Source organism: Pantoea sp. B9002 (genome assembly GCF_013385945.1).
GTDB lineage: Bacteria > Pseudomonadota > Gammaproteobacteria > Enterobacterales > Enterobacteriaceae > Pantoea.
Window position 1 is genome coordinate 6164 of the sequence record NZ_JACAPA010000014.1, and the last position, 21205, is coordinate 27368.

General features: G+C 56.2%; 19 protein-coding genes. 14 read left to right on the plus strand and 5 right to left on the minus strand.

Going from position 1 to position 21205, the window contains the following annotated elements:
- Positions 1–155: 155 nt before the first annotated feature.
- Entirely contained in the window at positions 156–2879 is a 2724-nt protein-coding gene (gene mgtA, locus HX773_RS10520) for a magnesium-translocating P-type ATPase (RefSeq protein WP_176971465.1), read from the minus strand.
- Positions 2880–3685: 806 nt separating this feature from the next.
- On the opposite strand from mgtA, the gene HX773_RS10525 reads away from it, so the two are divergent.
- The 6 genes from HX773_RS10525 to speG are packed head-to-tail and all read left to right on the plus strand — an operon-like array spanning position 3686 to position 9210.
- Positions 3686–5254: an ABC transporter substrate-binding protein gene (locus HX773_RS10525; RefSeq protein ID WP_176971466.1), complete on the plus strand. Its 1569-nt coding sequence runs from the start codon at positions 3686–3688 to the stop codon at positions 5252–5254.
- Positions 5254–6306, plus strand: a complete 1053-nt coding sequence (locus HX773_RS10530; RefSeq protein ID WP_176971467.1) for an ABC transporter permease — start codon at positions 5254–5256, stop codon at positions 6304–6306. The genes HX773_RS10525 and HX773_RS10530 overlap by 1 nt, the downstream gene beginning before the upstream one ends.
- On the plus strand, positions 6303–7160 hold the full coding sequence (locus HX773_RS10535; RefSeq protein WP_176971468.1) for an ABC transporter permease: 858 nt from the start codon (positions 6303–6305) through the stop codon (positions 7158–7160). Before HX773_RS10530 ends, HX773_RS10535 begins: the two co-directional genes overlap by 4 nt.
- Positions 7150–7983 (plus strand): ABC transporter ATP-binding protein, encoded by an 834-nt coding sequence (locus tag HX773_RS10540; protein ID WP_176971469.1) that lies wholly within the window; start codon positions 7150–7152, stop codon positions 7981–7983. The genes HX773_RS10535 and HX773_RS10540 overlap by 11 nt, the downstream gene beginning before the upstream one ends.
- A complete protein-coding gene (locus tag HX773_RS10545; protein WP_061718040.1) occupies positions 7976–8668 on the plus strand; it encodes an ABC transporter ATP-binding protein in 693 nt (230 codons plus the stop codon). The genes HX773_RS10540 and HX773_RS10545 overlap by 8 nt, the downstream gene beginning before the upstream one ends.
- Positions 8665–9210 (plus strand): spermidine N1-acetyltransferase, encoded by a 546-nt coding sequence (speG, locus tag HX773_RS10550; RefSeq protein ID WP_061718042.1) that lies wholly within the window; start codon positions 8665–8667, stop codon positions 9208–9210. The genes HX773_RS10545 and speG overlap by 4 nt, the downstream gene beginning before the upstream one ends.
- Before the next feature lie 33 nt (positions 9211–9243).
- On the opposite strand, the gene HX773_RS10555 is transcribed toward speG, so the two are convergent.
- The 4 genes from HX773_RS10555 to HX773_RS10570 all read right to left on the minus strand — a co-directional run bounded on the left by HX773_RS10555 (position 9244) and on the right by HX773_RS10570 (position 12560).
- Positions 9244–9663: a hypothetical protein gene (locus HX773_RS10555; protein WP_008101619.1), complete on the minus strand. Its 420-nt coding sequence runs from the start codon at positions 9661–9663 to the stop codon at positions 9244–9246.
- Between the two features lie 84 nt (positions 9664–9747).
- A complete protein-coding gene (mmuM, locus tag HX773_RS10560) occupies positions 9748–10683 on the minus strand; it encodes a homocysteine S-methyltransferase (protein ID WP_176971470.1) in 936 nt (311 codons plus the stop codon).
- On the minus strand, positions 10673–12088 hold the full coding sequence (mmuP, locus tag HX773_RS10565; RefSeq protein ID WP_176971471.1) for an S-methylmethionine permease: 1416 nt from the start codon (positions 12086–12088) through the stop codon (positions 10673–10675). The genes mmuM and mmuP overlap by 11 nt, the downstream gene beginning before the upstream one ends.
- 133 nt (positions 12089–12221) lie before the next feature.
- Positions 12222–12560 carry a DUF2002 family protein gene (locus HX773_RS10570; RefSeq protein ID WP_008101622.1) on the minus strand — a complete coding sequence of 113 codons (339 nt, stop codon included), beginning with the start codon at positions 12558–12560 and terminating at the stop codon, positions 12222–12224.
- A 150-nt stretch (positions 12561–12710) separates the two neighbouring features.
- On the opposite strand from HX773_RS10570, the gene HX773_RS10575 reads away from it, so the two are divergent.
- From HX773_RS10575 to proX, 8 genes are all read left to right on the plus strand, one after another.
- Complete coding sequence (locus HX773_RS10575; protein ID WP_176971472.1) at positions 12711–13031, plus strand: DUF883 family protein; 321 nt, start codon at positions 12711–12713, stop codon at positions 13029–13031.
- A gap of 434 nt (positions 13032–13465) precedes the next feature.
- On the plus strand, positions 13466–13708 hold the full coding sequence (nrdH, locus tag HX773_RS10580) for a glutaredoxin-like protein NrdH (protein ID WP_008101624.1): 243 nt from the start codon (positions 13466–13468) through the stop codon (positions 13706–13708).
- A gap of 3 nt (positions 13709–13711) precedes the next feature.
- Positions 13712–14116, plus strand: coding sequence for a class Ib ribonucleoside-diphosphate reductase assembly flavoprotein NrdI (nrdI, locus tag HX773_RS10585; protein ID WP_176971473.1), 405 nt, complete (start codon positions 13712–13714; stop codon positions 14114–14116).
- Positions 14095–16233 carry a class 1b ribonucleoside-diphosphate reductase subunit alpha gene (gene nrdE / locus HX773_RS10590; RefSeq protein WP_176971474.1) on the plus strand — a complete coding sequence of 713 codons (2139 nt, stop codon included), beginning with the start codon at positions 14095–14097 and terminating at the stop codon, positions 16231–16233. The genes nrdI and nrdE overlap by 22 nt, the downstream gene beginning before the upstream one ends.
- An 8-nt stretch (positions 16234–16241) precedes the next feature.
- Complete coding sequence (nrdF, locus tag HX773_RS10595; RefSeq protein WP_176971475.1) at positions 16242–17201, plus strand: class 1b ribonucleoside-diphosphate reductase subunit beta; 960 nt, start codon at positions 16242–16244, stop codon at positions 17199–17201.
- Between the two features lie 460 nt (positions 17202–17661).
- The gene (proV, locus tag HX773_RS10600; RefSeq protein ID WP_101763437.1) at positions 17662–18852 is read left to right on the plus strand and encodes a glycine betaine/L-proline ABC transporter ATP-binding protein ProV; all 1191 of its coding nucleotides are present in this window, start codon (positions 17662–17664) and stop codon (positions 18850–18852) included.
- A 2-nt stretch (positions 18853–18854) separates the two neighbouring features.
- The gene (proW, locus tag HX773_RS10605) at positions 18855–20036 is read left to right on the plus strand and encodes a glycine betaine/L-proline ABC transporter permease ProW (RefSeq protein WP_176971476.1); all 1182 of its coding nucleotides are present in this window, start codon (positions 18855–18857) and stop codon (positions 20034–20036) included.
- Positions 20037–20099: 63 nt separating this feature from the next.
- On the plus strand, positions 20100–21095 hold the full coding sequence (proX, locus tag HX773_RS10610; RefSeq protein WP_008101636.1) for a glycine betaine/L-proline ABC transporter substrate-binding protein ProX: 996 nt from the start codon (positions 20100–20102) through the stop codon (positions 21093–21095).
- Positions 21096–21205: the final 110 nt, after the last annotated feature.

Consider the following 21205-nt stretch of genomic DNA (forward strand, 5'->3'; position numbering starts at 1 on the left):
GATTTGATACGGCGCTTAACTTATCGGCATTAAGGAAATCCTGCCCTTTTTCGTTAACGAAACACCAGTGTTAACACCACAATGACGACCATCATCAGCAGCAGGTGAAACACCACCTTATTGAGATTGCGGTTGCGCATTTCGCCTCCATGAGCTTAAAACCACTGACCAAAGCGCTTGATGTAGAGCATTTTCATGCCCTGCGCGACCACGCAATAACCGAGCAGCGTTGCCACCAGCCATGGGAAGTAGCTCCACGGCAGCGGGACCAATCCCACCATCGCGCCCAGCGGTGAGAACGGCAGCAGAATGCCGGCGATCATCACACACGCAGTGGTCAGCAGCACCGGCAGCGCCGCACGGCTCTGGATAAACGGAATCTTTTGCGTGCGCAGCATATGCACCACCAGCGTCTGCGACAGCAAGCCTTCAATAAACCAGCCGGACTGGAACAGCGACTGCATTTCTGGCGTATTCGCCGCGAACACGTACCACATCAGCGCGAAAGTGGTGATATCGAAAATCGACGACGTTGGCCCAATCCACAGCATAAAGCGTTTGATATTACGCGCGTCCCATTTACGCGGTTTACGCAGGAACTCGCGGTCCATTTTGTCCCACGGCAGCGCCAGTTGGGACAGATCGTACATCAGGTTCTGAATCAGCAGATGAATCGCCAGCATCGGCAGGAACGGAATAAAGGCGCTCGCCACCAACACCGAGAACACGTTGCCGAAGTTCGAGCTGGCGGTCATGTTCAGGTACTTGATGATGTTGCCGAAGGTTTCGCGTCCCTTCATCACGCCCTCTTCCAGCACCATCAAATCTTTTTCCAGCAGGATGATATCGGAGGACTCTTTGGCGATGTCCGCCGCGCTATCGACGGAGATCCCGACATCGGCATCACGCAGCGCCGGGGCATCATTAATCCCGTCGCCGAGGAAGCCAACGGTGTGGCCCTGCTGCTGCAGCGCGCGCAGAATGCGTGATTTCTGCAGCGGTGTGAGTTTGGCGAATACCGAACTCTGCGCGGCGGCGTCTGCCAGTTGCTCGTCGCTCATCAGGGCAATTTGGTCGCCGGTGACGATCGCGCCGCTGTCGATGCCAACCTGCTGGCAAATGCGCGCGGTCACCACCGGATTATCGCCGGTCAGCACTTTGACGCTAACGCCATTGTCGCGCAGCGCGCCGATGGCTTTGGCGGCGCTCTCTTTCGGTGGATCGAGGAAGGTCAGCAGCCCTTCAACCGTTAAGCCTTGCTCATCCGCCACGCTCAGCGGCTGCTGTAAACCCGGCTCCGCCAGCACGCGACTCGCCACCAACAGTACGCGGAAACCCTGCTCATTGTATTGATGTGCCAGCGCCAGCAGTTCTGCTCGGCGCGTTTCGTTCAGCGGCTGCACCAGTTTGCCTTCACGCTCGGCAGTTGCGATGCTCAGCATCTCTTCCACCGCGCCTTTGCAGATCAGCATCTGTTGATTAAGACGACGATCGCGCACCACCACTGAAACACGACGGCGAATGAAATCAAACGGCAGCTCATCCACTTTGATGTAGGTATCGCCCACCGCTTCGCTGACGCGATTTTTGCCGTACTGCAAAATGGCGCGATCCATCAGATTCAGCGTGCCGCTTTGATAGTGGCTGTTGAGCCAGCTCAGCATCAGTACGCGTGAGTTCTCCACGCCAGCACAATCCAGATGATGCTCCAGAATGATGTTGTCCTGCGTCAGCGTGCCGGTTTTATCGGTGCAGAGAATATCCATCGCGCCGAGGTTTTGAATCGCATTCAGGCGTTTGACGATCACTTTGCGCCGCGACATGGCGATAGCGCCTTTTGCCAGATTGGAGCTGACGATCATCGGCAACATTTCCGGCGTTAAACCTACCGCCACCGCCAGCGCAAACAGTGAAGCGTCCAGCCAGTCGCCTTTGGTTAGGCCATTAATCAGCAACACCACCGGCACCATCACCAGCATGAAGCGAATCAACAGCCAGCTCACGCTGTTAACGCCGCGGTCAAAAGCGGTTTGTGAGCGGTTACCAACAATCGATTTCGCCAGGCTACCGAAGTAAGTTTCGCTGCCGGTTGCTACCACCACCGCTTTGGCGCTGCCGCTGGACACATTGGTGCCCATCAGGCAGACGCTGCCCAGTTCCAGCAGCGATGTGCCCTGCTCGCTGGCACCGCTACTTTTGCTGGTGACGTGGCCGGTGACGTCATATTTCTCAACCGGTAACGATTCGCCGGTCAAAATCGCCTGGCTGATAAACAGATCGCGTGAATCCAGCAGCCGCACATCGGCTGGCACCAAATCCCCCGCCGACAGATAGATGATGTCGCCCGGCACCAGCGTGGCGATATCGACTTCCTGTTTGAGCGGCGCTTGCTGCGGGGATTCACGGCGCAGCACCGTGGCGGTGGTGCGCACCATTGACTTCAGCGCCTGCGCTGCTTTGTTGGTGCGGAACTCCTGCCAGAAGCGCAGCAAACCGCTGAGCGTTACCATCGTCACAATGATGATGACACCGGTCAGATCGGTCTCCTCGCCGTTGCGCAGCGGCAGCCAGAAATCAGTGAAAAAGCTCACCAACGCCAGCGCCATCAGGACATAGATAAACGGATTGTTGAATGCCTGCAGCAACTGCAATAACGCCGGTGGCGCTTTGTCGTGTTCGACCTGATTGCGGCCATACACATCTAAGCGCGCCTCGGCTTCACGTTCACTCAGGCCAAGCGCATCGCTGCGCAGACGCACCAGCGTTTCGTCGGCAGTAAAACCGGCTTCATCTTCAATCAGGTAACGAGGTGTTTTTTGACGCGGCTGGCGCGTGGTGTTCCAGGCTTTTTTGTCCTGGTTGAGTTTCATGTCAGTCATAGTGACATTCCTCTTTATTACGGCAATAAAAATCCCTGCGTGCGAGGCACACAAATTAAATTAACGGCAATGCGTTTTTTAAATTAAAAATAACCTGTCGGGAATTTCCATATCACCTCCCGGAAATTAAAGACGAAAAGAGTCGCTCGTTAAATAACGAGTAATAATTAAGGACGAAGGTAAACACCACGCAGTCAAACAGCGAGAAGCTGTCTAACGCGCAGCGCAAATCAGCACGCTGAGGTTCAGCGCGCGTATCGAGGCGGAGGGAAAAGTGTGTTAAAAATCATGTGCATGATGATATCCCCACGGGCTTTGGCCCGTTACAGTGTCGTTTTAAGGGAACAATCATCAAGTAAAGAGAGGATTGCTGCCCGCCGTGTTGGCAAGCAGCGACAAAAAAGTTCGCGCGTCAGCTTGCCTTGTGATGCCAACTAAAAGGGTGACTGTCCAACTGAACTCTCCTGCTTTGAAATTGCGGCCATTATATTCCGGGAAGTAACGAAGTAAAGTTAATTATCGGTTAGTCACCGATCATTTATATTCCGTTGCAGTTAAGTTGATATTACCCACACGCACATTCCGTTGCGGCGCGATTAATCGCGCGATTTTGAATTTACGATCCTGCACCCAAAGCCCATCCACACATTGCGCAATGAATTGCGCCGCTACGGATTGTGCGGTTTACCCTTATAACTGAACCCCACAGCTTAGATCATTAATGCATATGCATAGCCTGAAATTGACTATTCTTCACTGCTGCGCTCTCGTAAACTCGCGTTACTTTTTTTAGGCAAGGAAACAACATGAAAAAAATTATTCCATCACTGCTGGCGTTATCGCTGGTAGCCGCCTTCTCTGTTCAGGCAGCGACGCCGAAAGATACGCTGGTAATTGCCCAGTCCACCGATGATGCCGACAGCTTCGATCCCGCGCAGGGCTTTGAGCTCACCACGGTGCAAGCGTTCACTAACATTTATCAGCGCCTGGTTCAGTCCGATCCCACCAATCCAACCGATTTGCAGCCAACGCTGGCCACGTCCTGGCAAGCGGGCAGCGATAATCGCAGCCTGACGTTTGAACTGCGCAAAGGCGCTCAGTTCGCCAGCGGCAATCCGCTGCGTCCGGAAGATGTAATCTTCTCGCTGGGTCGCGTGGTGAAACTCAATCTCGATCCCTCCTTTATTCTTACCCAGCTCGGCTGGAATAAAGATAACGTCGATACCTTCCTGAAGAAGGTTGATGACAACCACGTACAGATCAGCTGGAGCGCCAACGTCAGCCCGGCGTATGTGCTCAGCCTGCTCTCCGCGCCGGTCTCTTCAATTGTTGATGAGAAAACCGCGCAGGCCAACGCGAAGAACGGTGACTTCGGCCACGCGTGGCTCGGTACTCACTCTGCCGGTAGCGGCCCGTATCAGATTCGTAAAGTGGTGCTGCACGAAGCGATTCTGCTGAGCGCGAACCCAACTTCGCCAGCGGGCGCACCGAAGCTGAAAAACATCCTGATCAAAAACGTTCCGGAACCGGCTGCGCGTCGTCTGCTGCTGGAACAGGGCGATGTGGATATCGCGCGTAACCTCGGTGCGGATCAGATCGCCTCGCTGAAAGGCAAAGCGGGCGTGAAGACCGAAGCGATTCCGATGGCTTCTCTCTATTACATCCAGTTCAACATCGGTGAAAACCCGGTGCTGAAGAACCCGGCGCTGTGGGAAGCCGCTCGATACCTGTTCGACTATAAAGGTATCGCTAACGACCTGCTGAAAGGCCAGTTCGACGTGCATCAGACCTTCCTGCCGAAAGGCTTCCTCGGCGCAATCAACGACACGCCGTACACTTACGATCCTGAGAAAGCCAAAGCGATTCTGAAGAAAGCCGGTCTGACCAACGTCAGTTTCAAACTCTCCACCAGCAACCAGCCGCCTTACCTCGATATCGCGCAGGCGCTGCAGGGCAGCTTTGCCAAAGGCGGCGTGAAGGTGGAAGTGCAACCTGGCCTGAGCTCTGAAGTCTCTACCCGCGTGAAGGCGCACAAATATGAAGCCACCCTGAATGCCTGGGGCGCAGACTATTTCGATCCTAATACCAACGCCGCGTCCTTCGCTTACAACCCGGAAGATGGCAGTAAAACCGTGGCTTACCGTTCTGACTGGCATATCCCGGAGCTGAACAAGCAAACGCTGGCCGCCACCGCCGAGAGCGATAACAACAAGCGCGTCGAACTCTATCAGGCGATGCAGCGTGAAGTGCTGAAGAACTCGCCGTACGTGATTGGCTTGCAGGCGAAAAACCTGATTGCGCTGCGCGACAATCTGCAAGGCTATGTACAGGGCATCAACCCGGACATGGTGTATTACTCGCAGGTTTCTAAGTAATGGCAGTGTCAGCTTCACAGGCCGGGTTCGCCCGGCCATTCTGGCAACGCGTTAGCCACATTGTCACCAGCCTGCTTTCGCTGCTGGTAACGTTGGTCGGTTTGTTAGCGTTCACTTTTATGCTGTCGCACCTGTCGCCTGTCGATCCGGTGCAACAGATCGCTGGCGATCACGCCAGTGAAGCCACCTACGCGCAGGTGCGCCACGATCTCGGCCTCGATCAGCCGGTGCTGGTGCAGTTCTGGCGCTATATCAGCCATCTGGCGCGCGGCGATCTCGGCTTATCGCATCTGACGAATCAACCTGTCAGCGCCGACCTGATGCGTACCTTCCCGGCCACCATTGAGCTGGCCACCTGCGCGATGATTTTTGCCGCGGTGTTCGGCATTGCCCTGGCGCTGCTGGCGGCGTGGAAACCGGGCAGCATCATCGATAACGTGGCGCGTTTTGTTTCGCTGCTCGGCTACTCTGTGCCGGTGTTCTGGCTCGGCTTGCTGGGTTTGCTGCTGTTTTACGCCGTGCTGCACTGGTCCGCCGGACCGGGCCAGCTCGATGACATCTGGATCTACACGCTGGAGCCGAAAACCGGCTTTGTACTGATTGATAGCTGGATGTCCGGCGATCCCGAGATGTTCCGCAATGCGATTGCCCATTTGTGGCTGCCGGTGGTGATTCTCGGCCTGCTGGCTATGGCGGGCATTACGCGCCTGCTGCGCGCGGCACTGCTGGAAGAGAGCAGCAAAGAGTATGTGGTGCTGGCGCGCGCGAAAGGTGCCAGCCGTGGCCGCATTTTGCTGCGTCATATTTTCCCTAACGTGCTGGGCACGCTGATTACCGTTATCGCCCTCTCCTACGCCACGCTGCTGGAAGGTTCGGTATTGACCGAAACGGTATTTGCCTGGCCGGGCGTCGGTCGCTACATGACCAACGCGCTGTTTTCCTCTGATGTACCGGCGATTCTCGGCTCGACCTTGCTGATTGGCAGCTGCTTTATTCTGCTCAACGCGCTGGCCGATGCCCTGACCTGGTTAACCGATCCGAGAACCCGATGACTCAACAACTCTCTGAACTGGAAACGCTGCGTCCGCGTCGCCGACGCGCGCGCGTGACCTCGCTCACCATCGGCCTGACGCTGGTGCTGATTGTGGTAGCGATGGCGCTGTTCGCGCCGTTGCTGGCGCCCTTCGATCCCAATGCGCAGATCATCTCCCAGCGTTTGCAGGCGCCGTCGGCGCTGCACTGGTTTGGCACCGATGGCTTTGGCCGCGATCTGCTGTCACGCGTGATTTACGGCGCGCGCCCAACGCTGCTGCTGGTGTCACTGATTATGGTGCTGACCATTCCGGTTGGCCTGCTGGTCGGCATCACCGCCGGTTACGTGGGCGGCTGGACCGAGCGCGTGTTGATGCGCATTACCGATATCTTCCTGTCGCTGCCAAATCTGGTGATCGCACTGGCGCTGGTCGCCATGCTCGGCCCCGGTTTGATGAATGGCGCACTGGCGCTGGCGCTCACCAGCTGGCCGCCGTTTGCCCGTCAGGCGCGTGCCGAAACGCTGGCGCTGCGCCGCAGTGATTACCTCGCCGCCGCGCGCATGCAGGGCATCACCGGTTTGCGCCTGATGTTTGGTCATATTCTGCCGTTGTGTATGCCAACGGCGGTGGTGCGCGCCGCGCTGAGCCTCGGTGGCATTATTCTTTCAGCCGCTGGCCTCGGCTTCCTCGGCATGGGCGTGCAACCGCCTACCGCCGAATGGGGTTCGATGGTGGCGGAAGGCAGTAAAGTGATCTTCGACCAATGGTGGGTAGCCGCCGCACCCGGCGGCGCGATTCTGTTCGCCAGCCTGGCGTTTAACCTGACAGGCGATGGCCTGCGTGACCGACTGGATACTCGCCATGCCAAATGATCTGTTAATTGATGTACAAGGCCTGACGATTCGCAGCGATGATGCGCTGCTGGTCGATAACATCGGCTTTCAAATTGGCCGCGAGCGCGTGGCGCTGGTGGGTGAATCCGGTTCCGGTAAATCACTCACCGCGCGCACGCTGATGGGCTTGTTGTCACCTTCGCTGCACTTGCAGGCCGACCGTTTGCAGATTGTCGGCACCGATGCGCTGAGCCTGCGCGAGCGTGACTGGATCCAGCTACGCGGCAGTAAAGTGGCGATGGTGATGCAGGATCCGAAATATGCGCTCAATCCCACGCGCACCATTGGCTGGCAGGTAGAAGAACCGCTGGTGCTGCACCACAAATTGAGCCGCGCTGAACGTAAAGAGAAAGTGTGCGAGATGCTGGATGCGGTGGGCTTGCCCGATCCGCGTCAGCTGATGAAGCGCTATCCGCATCAACTCTCAGGCGGCATGGGGCAACGCGTGATGCTGGCGATCGCCCTGATCACCGATCCTGAGCTACTGATCGCCGATGAACCCACTTCGGCACTCGATCACGCGATGCGCGATCAGGTGCTGGCGCTGATTCGTCGTCTGGTTGAGCAGCGCAACATGGGTTTGCTGCTGATCAGCCACGATTTGCAACAGGTTTCCGAGCACTGCGAACGCGTGATGGTGATGTATCAGGGCCGCGTGCTGGATACCTTGCCGGCGTCCGAACTCTCCAACGCCAGCCATCCTTACACCAGCACGTTGTGGGCCTGTCGTCCGAGCAAAACCACGCACGGCGAGCGTTTGCCGGTGCTGGATCGTGCAGCGCTGGAGAAAAATTATGATTGAGTTATCGAACCTCAGCGTTTCGCACAAGCAAGGTTACGAGCTGCGCACCGTGGTGCACGATGTGTCGCTGCAGGTCGCGGCCGGTGAGTGTTTTGGTCTGGTTGGCCCGTCCGGCTGCGGCAAGTCGTCGCTGCTGTGGGTGCTGGCGGGATTGAATCCGCACTGGAGCGGCAGCATGTCGCTGGCGGGCACCGCCGTGCAGCCCGGCAAAGCGTTCACTGGCCAGCTGCGCCGCGATGTGCAGATGGTGTTTCAGGATCCCTACGCTTCGCTGCATCCGCGTCATCGCCTGCGTCGCACGCTGGCGGAACCGCTGAAAATGCTAAAGCGTGATAACATCGACGACCGCATTAATGCCGGGTTCCGCCATGTCGGGCTCGATCCGGCGCTGGCGGATCGCTATCCGCATCAGCTTTCGGGCGGTCAGCGTCAGCGCGTGGCGATTGTGCGCGCCCTGCTGCTGGAACCAAAGATCCTGCTGTTGGATGAGCCGACCTCGGCGCTGGACATGTCGGTGCAGGCCGAGATCCTCAACCTGCTCAACGATCTAAAGCAAAAAGATGGTTTAACCATGGTGCTGGTCAGCCACGATCCGGATGTGATTGATCACATGTGTGATCGCGCAGCGCGTATGGCGCAGGGCCGCATCGTGGAACAACATTCAACAACAAGGAATACCGTATGACGGTTAAGTTACGTCCGCTGGAGCGGGAAGATTTACGCTTTGTGCACCAATTAGATAACAACGCCAGCGTGATGCGTTACTGGTTTGAAGAGCCGTATGAAGCGTTTGTCGAGCTTTCAGACCTGTATGACAAACATATCCATGACCAGACCGAGCGTCGCTTTGTGGTGGAGCATGATGGACACAAAGCCGGGTTGGTGGAGTTGGTCGAGATTAATCACGTGCATCGCCGCGCTGAGTTTCAGATCATTATCGATCCTTCACATCAGGGCAAAGGCTTAGCCACAAAAGCGGCAAAGTTAGCGATGGATTACGGCTTTTCGGTGCTGAATCTCTACAAACTCTATCTGATTGTCGATGAAGAGAATAAGAAGGCGGTGCATATCTACACCAAGCTGGGTTTTGAGGTGGAAGGCGTACTGAAGCACGAATTTTTCATCAACGGCGAATACCGCAACACCATCCGCATGTGCATTTTCCAGCAGCAACATCTGGCGCAGCATAAAAGCGCCCATGCAATGGTGAAGCCTACCGCGCAGTAATCGTTTGGTCGCCATAAATGGCGACCCTACAAATTAACCGCGTGCGCCGACGACGTTCAGCTTCGGCTGCGGATGTTCAGGTTTGAGATCGTACATGCCGCCGTAGAAGGGATCGACCAGCAGCCAGCCGGGGAAGCCCAACAGCGGAATATTGCCGAGCAAATACCACAGATTGGCATTGGCCTCGATCGGCAACGTTAGCGGCACGTAGCCCGGACTCTCCAGCATCACCTGATAGTGCTTCTTACCAAAATAATTCCCGGTAGATTTCGCCAGCTCGACGGTTTGCGGCGTATAGCCCTGCGCCACCGCGCGGCCGGTCTCATCCTGCACGGTGAAACGCGCGCCTTGCGGCAAGGAGTCGATTTTTACCGGTTGCGTTTCAGTGCCGACAATGGTGGCGCAGCCGCTCAGCAGCAGCGCACAGGCAGGAAAAAGAGGTCGCAGGTTCATAGCAGGTCCGCTTCAGCATCAGATAGGACAGTGTAAACTGCCCTTCTGAGCTTAATCGCGCTATCACTGATGATTTTCTGCGCTTTATTGCGGTTGACAACAAGCAGCAATCGCCGCGATATCCTGCGGCGTGGTGCGGCAGCAGCCGCCAATCAGACGTGCGCCCGCCTGCTGCCATTCGGCGAACTTGTCGTGCAGCGTGCAGCCCGACGGCGCGGAGTGCCAGGTTTTGCTGCTGGCATCGTACTGCTCGCCGGAGTTCGGATAGACCAGCAGCGGCTTATCACACAGCGCCTGTAAGCTGCGCAGTGCGGGCGTTACTCTCTCCAACGCCACGCAGTTGATACCCATCGCCACCACCTGCGGTGCCGCATGCACCAGCTCAGCCACTTTGCTCAACGGCGTACCGTCGCTGATGTGTTCGGCATCGCGCAGGGTAAAGGAGAACCACGCGCTGCTGGCAGGGAATTCGGCCAGTAAACTCACCAGCGCCTGCGCTTCGGCAAAGGACGGCAACGTTTCGCAGGCCAGCAGATCGACACCCGCTTCCAGCAACGCCTTCACGCGCGGGCGGTGGAACGCTTTCATCTCTTCTTCCGGCAGCGCGTAATCACCGCGATACTCCGCGCCATTGGCCAGAAAAGCGCCATACGGCCCGACCGAACCGGCCACCAGCAGTGGCGCGGTGCTGGCGGAAGATGCGCGATAGTCGTCACGCGCGCGCTGCGCCAGCTGTACGCTCTGGGTGATCAGCGCCAGCGCCTGCGCTTCATCTAAGCCGCGCGCGGCAAAACCCTGCGGCGTGGCCTGATAGCTAGCGGTGATCGCCACATGCGCGCCGGCAGCAAAGTAGTCGTGATGCACCTGATAAATCAGCTCAGGATTTTCCATCAGCACTTTGGCCGACCACAGCGCATCGGCCAGATTGCAGCCGCGCGCCTCCAGCTCGGTCGCCAGCGCACCATCGAGAATCAGCGTGTCAGTTTGGGTTAGTGCCTGCGCGATGGGATTACGCGACATCGTTGGCCTCCTCAGCCTTAGGGGATGACTTGCGTCGTTGCGTGACATGGTATGCGGCATAGCAGAACAGCACAAACGGAATGCCGCACCACAGCGCAATACGCTGCGACGGATCGAACGCCAGACCAACGCACGCCAGCAGGCATAACAGGAAGCCCAGAATCGGCGTCAGCGGATAGAGCGGCGCACGATACGCCAGCTGTTGTAAGCTGCCGCCCGCCTGCAGATGGCGACGACGGAACACATAGTGCGAGGCGCAGATGCTGAGCCACACCGCCACCACGGCAAAACCGGAAATCGCCGACAGCGCCACAAACACCGTGTCCGGCGCAATCACGCTGGAGAACAGCGCCAGCAAGCCGCCAATCATGCTCACGGTCAGCGCCAGCACCGGAATACCACGGCGGTTAACGCGCGCAAAACAGCGCGGCAGCGTCTTCTCATTGGCCAGCGACCACAACATGCGACCAGAAGCATACAGGCCGGAGTTGGCGGCGGAGAGAATGGCGGTAAGGATCACGAAGTTGAAAATATCCGCCGCGTATGGGATGCCGATCTTTTCAAACACCAGCACAAACGGGCTTTTGACGATCCCGGCTTGATCCATCGGGATCAGCGCTGCCAGCACAAATACCGTGCCGATAAAGAAGATGATCAAACGCGCGACGGTGGTGCGGATCGCCAGCGGCAGCGCTTTTTGTGGCTGCTCGGTTTCACCAGCGGCGATGCCGATCAATTCCGTGCCCGAGAAAGCGAAGTTGACCGCCACCATGGTCATCAGAATCGGCAGCGTGCCGTGCGGCAGCCAGCCGGAAGCGGTGAGATTGTGCAATCCCGGCGCGGCGCTGCCGTCTTTCATCGGGATAAAACCAAAGATCGCGCCCGCACCGAGAATAATAAAGGCGATGATGGTGATCACTTTGATGATGGAGAACCAGAATTCACCTTCGGCAAAGAAGCGCGTTGAGACAATATTCAGCAGATAAATGGCGATGCAGAACACCAGACACCACGTCCACACCGGCACGCTCGGGAACCAGTACTGCATGCAGAATCCGGCGGCGGTCAGGCTGGAACCCAGCGCCACCGTCCAGGTGAGCCAGTAAAGCCAGGCGACGGTATAACCGGTGGCCGGGCTGAGATAGCGCGCGGCATAGACGTGGAACGCGCCGGTTTCCGGCATCGCGACGGCCAATTCGCCGAGACAGACCATCACCAGCCACACCACCAGCGCGCCAATCAGATAGGCCAGCAAGGTGCCGGCTGCGCCGGTGGTTGAGATGATGTAGCCGGTATTGAAGAACAGTCCGGTTCCGATCACACCGCCGAGCGACAGCATCACCAGATGCCGTACTTTCATGGTGCGCTTAAAATTTTCCTGCGGGGGCGTATCCTGAGTTTGCATGATATTTATCCGTATGGACGTCTGAACATCTATATGGACACAGGGTTATACGCGTCAGCGTGCGGATTTGCAACGGGGCAGAAGGAGAGGATTGAGTGAGGGTTTGCGGCCCCGCGCGAAACGGGGCGCAAGATCAGGCGCCGAATACGCCTTGCAGATAACGCTCAAGCGCAACGCGCGAGCTGAAGCCGTGCGGAATCCCGTAATGCTCCTGCGAATCGCCCATTAAATAGAGTGGGAATTGCGTATAGTGATCGCAGGTTTTCATCTCTGAAGCCGGTTCAGCAAAGCTCTGGCTTTTCTCTTTCAGCGTCGGGTGAATGATTAAGGCGGTACGTCCCATACGCGCTTCGCGATTGACGTACACATAGTTTTCGCCGCGACGATAACCGTAAATTTTTGGCGTTTGGGTATCCATTTCGAAGCCCACTTTCTCAAGTACGCGCGCTACCTCATCTGGTCGTAAATACATGCTTGCTCCTCTCTTCTCACAGCCCCGCAACCTTACAGCAGCAGGATGGCATGGGCATTCGGAATTTTCCCTAAAGCCTGGCACATCCCTGCGTTTAATCACGCTTCGTCTACACTGAGTATTACGTTTTAAATCAAAGGGAGCTAAAAAATGTTTAATCGAAGCGCAAAAAACGATGACATTGATATCAATCAGGATGTAAACGAACTGGCCGATTCGCTAGAGGCGTTACTTAAATCTTATGGCAGTGAAGCTAAAGACGAGGTTGATAATGCACGCAGCCAGGCGCAGGCGCTGTTGAAGCAGACGCGTGCCAAACTGAGCGGCGGACAGAATCGCGTATCGCAAGCGGCGCGTGACGCGGGTACGCAGGTTGATGCCTATGTCCACGACAAGCCGTGGCACGGCGTGGGCGTCGGTGCGGCGATCGGTTTAGTGCTGGGCGCGCTGCTGGTGTCTTCACGCCGATAAGCCTGTAAATAGATTCAATAAGCCTCGCTGATGCGGGGCTTTTTTGTGGGTGCGAGAAAGTGCGCGCTTTCCCTCACCCTAACCCTCTCCCGCAGGCGGGAGAGGGAATAGTTAGCGCGATCGGCTCCTTCTCCCGCTTGCGGGAGAAGGCTGGGATGAGGGCCAGATCGCACAAAGTCTAACCATCCCTCCCACCTCATTCCCTTTACAAAAAATTTTTCCGCCCTGGAAGGCGCATGATCTCTGGCCTCAGTGAATATCCGAAGATCAAAATCACAAAACCCTATATCTGGTGGGCTTGATCCTTTTAATCACTACATCTAGTATTCAACCCATCAACCAGCTACCAAATGTCGTCAAGGACGAAGTTCGATGCAAACAGGAATTTGCTTCGTATCTCGCAATCTGACCGCAATCAAAGGGAAATACGAATCATGCGCATTATTATTTACACCAAAGACAACTGTGTCCAGTGCAATGCGACAAAAAATGCCATGGACCGCAAAGGTATCGACTATCAGCTGATCAACCTTGATACCCAACCAGAAGCCATCGACAACCTCAAATCTCTCGGCTATCGCCAGGTGCCGGTGGTGATGACGCAAGACGATCACTGGAGTGGCTTCCGTCCCGACAAAATTGCCAGCCTGCGCCAGCTCGCGGCCGTCGGGGGATAAGCCATGTTTCCACTGGTCTATTTCTCTAGCCAGTCGGAAAACACGCACCGATTCATCACACGTCTGGGGCTGCCTGCCCGCCGCATTCCGGTTGACGGCAAGCAGCGCCTGCATATCGAACAGCCCTACATTTTAGTGGTGCCGAGCTACGGCGGCGGCAGTTCGCGCGGTGCGGTGCCGAGACAAGTTATTCAATTCCTCAATGATGATGCCAACCGACGCGGGATTCGCGGGGTGATCGCTGCCGGTAACCGCAACTTCGGTGAAGGCTATTGCCTGGCGGGCGACATCATTGCGCAGAAATGTCAGGTTCCCTATCTCTACCGCTTTGAGCTGATGGGAACCCCCGAAGATATCGCTAATGTAAAAGCGGGAGTGACCCAATTTTGGCAACGACAGACACCCTAAACAGCTCGCTGACTGATTACCACGCGCTCAACGCGATGCTGAACCTGTATGACGCCGATGGCCGCATCCAGTTCAGCAAAGATCATGAAGCGACGCGCCAGTTCTTCCTGCAGCATGTGCAGCCCAACACCGTGCAGTTTGCCTCTGCGGGCGAGCGCCTGCGCTATCTGGTGGCCGAAGGCTACTACGAAGCCGAGGTGCTGAATCAGTACGATTTCGATTTCCTGTGCCAGCTGCACGATGAAGCCGATGCGGCGGGTTTCGCTTTTCATACCTTCCTCGGTGCGTGGAAGTTCTACACCAGCTACACGTTGAAAACCTTCGACGGCAAACGCTATCTGGAAACTTTCGAACAGCGCGCCTGCATGGTGGCGCTGACGCTGGCACGCGGCAATGAAACCTTAGCGCGCGAGCTGCTGGCGGAAATGCTGAGCGGTCGCTTCCAGCCGGCTACGCCAACCTTCCTTAACTGCGGTAAGCAGCAGCGCGGCGAGCTGGTTTCCTGTTTCCTGCTGCGCATCGAAGACAATATGGAATCGATTGGTCGCGCAGTGAACTCGGCATTGCAGCTGTCGAAACGCGGCGGCGGCGTGGCGTTCCTGCTCTCCAACCTGCGTGAATCGGGTGCGCCGATTAAGCGCATTGAGAACCAGTCATCCGGCGTGATTCCGGTGATGAAGATGCTGGAAGATGCGTTCTCCTACGCTAACCAGCTTGGCGCGCGTCAGGGCGCAGGCGCGGTGTGGCTGAATGCGCATCATCCGGATATTTTCCGTTTCCTCGATACCAAACGCGAAAACGCCGATGAGAAGATCCGCATCAAAACGCTGTCGCTTGGCGTGGTGATCCCGGATATCACCTTCCAGCTGGCGAAAGAGAATCGCGATATGGCGCTGTTCTCGCCGTACGATGTCGAGCGCATCTATGGCAAAGCCTTTGGGGACATCAGCATCAGCGAGCATTACGACGAGATGCTGGCGGATGATCGCATCACCAAAACCTACATCAAGCCGCGCGATTTCTTCCAGACGCTGGCGGAGATTCAGTTTGAATCGGGCTATCCGTACATCATGTTCGAAGATAGCGTTAACCGCAGCAACCCGATTGCCGGCCGCATCAACATGAGTAATCTCTGTTCCGAGATTTTGCAGGTCAACAGCGCCAGCGAGTTCTATGACGATCTCAGCTATCGTCGCGTCGGCAAAGATATCTCCTGCAACCTCGGCTCGCTCAACATTGCGCATGCCATGGATTCGCGCAATCTGGCGCAAACCGTGGAAACCGCCGTGCGTGCGCTGACCGCCGTTTCTGAGATGAGTGAGATTAATTCGGTGCCATCGGTGGCGGAAGGCAATCGCCGCTCACACGCGATTGGCCTGGGACAGATGAACCTGCACGGTTATCTGGCGCGCGAAGGCATGGCGTACGGTTCAGAAGAGGCGCTGGATTTCACCAATCTCTACTTCTATTGCGTCACCTATCACGCCGTGCGCACCTCGAATCTGCTGGCGCAGGAGCATCAGAAGAGTTTTGACGGTTTCGCCGAGTCGAAATACGCCAGCGGCAGTTACTTCGATAAATATGTCGAACAGCGCTGGCTGCCGCGCACCGCGCGGGTGGCAAAACTGTTTGCCGATGCCGGACTTGATCTGCCAACGCAGGCCGACTGGCAAGCGCTGCGTGCAGCAGTAATGCAGTATGGGCTGTACAACCAGAACCTGCAGGCGATTCCGCCAACCGGTTCGATCTCGTACATCAACCATGCAACCTCCAGCATTCACCCGATTGTGTCGCGCATTGAGATCCGTAAAGAGGGCAAAACTGGCCGCGTCTATTATCCGGCACCGTTTATGACCAACGACAATCTCGACCTCTATCAGGATGCGTACTCGATTGGGCCGGAAGCGATTATTGATACCTACGCCGAAGCCACGCAGCACGTCGATCAAGGCCTGTCGCTGACGCTGTTCTTCCGCGATGACGTCACCACGCGCGATATCAACAAAGCGCAGATTTACGCGTGGAAGAAAGGCATCAAAACGCTCTATTACATTCGTCTGCGCCAGATGGCACTTCAAGGCACCGAGGTACAGGGCTGCGTCTCCTGCTCACTGTGATGAAAACTATGCAACTTAAACAAATTCAAGCGATTAACTGGAACCGCATCCAGGATGAGAAAGATCTCGAAGTGTGGAACCGATTGACCAGCAACTTCTGGCTGCCGGAAAAAGTGCCGCTCTCCAACGATCTGCCCGCGTGGCAGTCGCTGGCCCACCAGCAACAGCAGCTGACTATTCGGGTGTTTACCGGATTGACGCTGCTCGACACTATCCAGAACGTGATTGGTGCGCCGGGCCTGATGGAAGATGCGATTACGCCACACGAGGAAGCGGTGCTGTCGAACATCTCCTTTATGGAAGCGGTGCATGCGCGTTCGTACAGTTCGATTTTCTCCACGCTGTGTAATACCGCGGATGTCGATGCGGCGTATCGCTGGAGTGAAGAGAATGAAGCGCTGCAAAACAAGGCGAAGATTGTGCTGGAGCACTATCGCGCCGAGGATCCGCTGAAGAAGAAAATCGCCAGCGTGTTCCTTGAATCGTTCCTGTTCTACTCCGGTTTCTGGCTGCCGATGTATTGGTCGAGCCGTGGCAAGCTGACCAACACCGCCGACCTGATTCGTCTGATCATTCGCGATGAAGCGGTACACGGTTACTACATCGGCTATAAGTACCAAAAAGCGCTGGAAAACGTTGATGCTGGCCGCCGCGAAGAGTTGCAGCAGTTCGCGATTGATTTGCTGCTGGCGCTGTACGAAAACGAAGTGGTGTATACCGAAGCGTTGTACGGTGACGTCGGCTGGGCGGAAGAGGTGAAAACCTTCCTGCACTACAACGCCAATAAAGCGCTGATGAACCTCGGCTACGAAGCGCTATTCCCGGCGGAACTGACCGCAGTGAACCCGGCGATTTTGTCCGCGCTGTCGCCCAACGCCGATGAAAACCACGACTTCTTCTCGGGTTCCGGCTCCTCTTATGTAATGGGTAAAGCCGTAGAAACCGAAGACGAAGACTGGAATTTCTAATACGCGTCATACTTCGCGTCACAGCTGCGTTGACTGCGCCCACTCTTCCCAGTCACATAGTTCACTATGCTCCTGGGTCGAGCGGGCTTGTCGCCTTGCTGTGACGCGAATTATTTAGCGTATTAATTCAGTGATCATTATTTTTTAAACCAATCTTATTTTCGCTCATCTCACCCATTTATTTCACTTATATTTCTTCTTTTGGGATTGATTTTCGGTCACTCTGCACCATAAACGGACTGAAACGCGCATAAATTCACTTCTAAAATGCAAAAAAATTAATCCACGCGCATCCCTTGTGAGCACTGGCGATTTTAGCCATTGACCGCTGCGCACGCCGCCGAATATCGCCATTCAGGGTTGTCAGATAATTTCACTATGCTAGGGTATAGGGCGTTTAAATTTAATCAGGACCACAACAAGAAATAGTTAAACATTTAACCGGGAAATTAATTACTGCATGGCAATTAAACTCGAAGTAAAGAATTTATATAAGGTATTTGGGGATAATCCCGAAAAGGCATTTAAGCTGATCGATAAAGGCGAAAGCAAAGAGAGTATTCTGGCAAAAACCGGCCTCTCTGTTGGCGTCAAAAATGCCAGTCTGGCCATTGAAGAAGGCGAGATCTTCGTCATCATGGGGCTTTCAGGTTCAGGTAAGTCCACCATGGTTCGCCTTCTCAATCGTCTGATCGAGCCCACTCGCGGCCAGGTAATCATAGACGGTGTCGATATTGCCAAAATATCGGAATCGGAACTGCGTGAAGTCCGCAGAAATAAGATCAGTATGGTATTTCAATCCTTCGCGCTGATGCCACACATGACGGTGCTAAATAATGCCGCCTTTGGCATGGAATTAGCCGGCATTCCTTTAGCCGAACGTCAGGAAAAAGCGCTGGAAGCATTGCGTCAGGTTGGCCTGGATAATTACGCCCACTCTTATCCCGATGAACTTTCTGGCGGCATGCGTCAACGCGTTGGATTAGCCCGCGCATTGGCGATTAATCCTGATATTTTATTAATGGATGAAGCCTTCTCAGCACTTGATCCGCTGATTCGTACCGAAATGCAGGATGAACTGGTAAAACTGCAGGCGAAACATCAGCGTACCATCGTATTTATTTCTCACGACCTCGATGAAGCGATGCGTATTGGCGACCGCATTGCCATTATGCAGGGCGGCGAAGTGGTGCAGGTCGGCACGCCGGATGAAATCCTGAATAATCCTGCCAACGATTATGTGCGTACCTTCTTCCGCGGCGTCGATATTAGTCACGTGTTTAGCGCCAAAGATATTGCGCGTCGCAGTGCGGGCTCCCTCATCCGTAAAGCCGCCGGTTTTGGTCCGCGGTCCGCCATCAAGCTGCTGCAGGATGAAGATCGCGAATATGGCTATGTGCTGGAGAAACAGAAGTTTGTTGGCGTGGTGTCCACCGATTCACTGAAAGCTGCGCTGGCGGCCGGTGAAGGGCTGGATAGCGCGCTGCTCGACACGCCCTTAGCGGTTCCTGCCGATACCTCCCTGAACGATCTGCTGTCGCATGTGGCACAAGCGCCCTGCGCCGTGCCGGTGGTCAGCGAGGAGAATCAGTACGTCGGTATCATTTCGAAAAGCATGCTGTTGCGTGCTTTAGACCGTGAAGGAGCCTAATCATGAGCGAACAAACAGCGAATCCGTGGGAAAGCGCCAGCCAAACCACCCAGCAACCTGCCACAACCGATACCAGCGCCGCCGCCAGCAGTAGCGATCCCTGGGCGAGCGGCAGTGCCGCGCCTGCGGATAGCAGCTCGGGCAGCGCCGATGCATGGGGCGATCCGTCCGCCGCCAGCAGCGGTGGCCACGATGCCGCCAGCGGTGCAGCCAGTAGCAGCAGCGACTGGCTGAGCAGCGCGCCCGCTCCCGCGCCGGAGCATTTCAACATCATGGACCCGTTCCATAAAACCTGGATTCCCCTTGATAGCTGGGTGACTGAAGGCATCGATTGGGTGGTCAGCCATTTCCGTCCGGTGTTTCAAGGCATTCGCGTGCCGGTGGATTACATCCTCAGCGCCTTCCAGCAGTTACTGCTCGGCATGCCCGCGCCGGTGGCGATTGTGGTGTTCGCGCTGATCGCCTGGCAGATTGCCAGCCCGGCGATGGGCATTGCCACACTGGTCTCGCTGATTGCGATTGGCGCGATTGGTGCCTGGTCGCAGGCGATGGTGACGCTGGCGCTGGTGCTGACCGCCCTGCTGTTCTGCATCATTATTGGCTTGCCGCTCGGCATCTGGCTGGCGCGCAGTGAACGTGCCGCGCGCATTATTCGTCCGCTGCTGGATGCGATGCAGACCACGCCGGCCTTCGTCTATCTGGTGCCGATCGTCATGCTGTTTGGTATCGGCAACGTGCCGGGCGTGGTGGTGACCATTATCTTTGCGCTGCCGCCAATTGTGCGCCTCACCATTCTGGGCATTAAGCAGGTGCCAGCCGATCTGATTGAAGCGAGCGAATCCTTCGGTGCCAGCCCGCGCCAGATGCTGTTCAAAGTGCAGCTGCCGCTGGCGATGCCGACCATCATGGCCGGCGTAAACCAGACGCTGATGCTGGCGCTGTCGATGGTGGTGATCGCCTCGATGATCGCGGTTGGCGGTCTCGGTCAGATGGTGCTGCGCGGCATTGGTCGCCTGGATATGGGCCTCGCAACCGTCGGCGGCGTGGGCATCGTGATTCTCGCCATTATCCTCGATCGCCTAACGCAGTCGATGGGCCGCGACAGCCGTAGCCGTGGCAGCCGTCACTGGTACAGCACCGGCCCGCTCGGTCTGCTGATGCGCCCTTTCAGTAAAAAAGCCTGATTTCAATGGGCGGTCCGCTGCGGCCGCCCGTCTCCGACGTAACACGTAAAATAAGGAATGACTATGCGCAAGACAGCTCTCATCGCCGCCGTCCTGACGACGTTCGCCGCGACGCACGTGTCCGCCGCCGACCTGCCTGGTAAAGGCATCACCGTTAAACCGACGCAGAGCACCATCTCTGAAGAGACTTTCCAGACGCTGCTGGTGAGCCGTGCGCTGGAGAAACTCGGCTATACCGTTGAGAAGCCAAGCGAGATTGATTACAACGTGGCGTACACCACCATCGCAGCCGGTGATGCCACCTTTATTGCCACCAACTGGAAACCGCTGCACGACGATATGTACAAAGCCGCGGGCGGCGATGCGAAGTTTTATCGCCAGGGCACTTACGTCGGTGGTGCTGCGCAGGGTTACCTGATCGATAAGAAAACCGCCGAGCAGTATCACATCACCAATATCGAGCAGCTGAAAGATCCAAAGATCGCCAAACTGTTTGATACCAATGGCGATGGCAAAGCGGATTTGACCGGCTGTACGCCAGGCTGGGGCTGTGAAGCGGTGATTAATCACCAGATTGATGCCTACAAGCTGAGCAACACCGTGGAGCACAATCAGGGCAACTACTCGGCGATGATCGCCGATACCATCACCCGCTTTAAGCAGGGCAAACCGGTGTTCTATTACACCTGGACGCCGTATTGGGTCAGCGACGTGCTGAAGCCGGGTAAAGATGTAGTATGGCTGCAGGTGCCGTTCTCTTCACTGCCGGGCGAGCAGAGCAAAGTCGATACCAAGCTGGCGAACGGGGCTAACTACGGTTTCCCGGTGAACACCATGCATATCGTCGCCAACAAAGCCTGGACCGAGAAAAATCCGGCCGCGGCAAAACTGTTTGCTGAGATGAAGCTGCCGATTGGCGACATCAACGCCGAGAATGCGGCGATGCATGCGGGCCATGCTTCTGAAGCCGATATTAATGGCCACGTTGATGGCTGGATCAAAGGTCACCAGGCGGAATTCGATAAGTGGATTCAGGACGCACTGGCGGCAGCGAAGTAACGCGTTTACATTAGCGTTGGTATTGTGGCGGCGCGATTTATAGCGCCGTTTTTGTTGCGATAAATCCACCAAAACCACTTTGCGCAATACATTGCGCCGCTACGGATAAG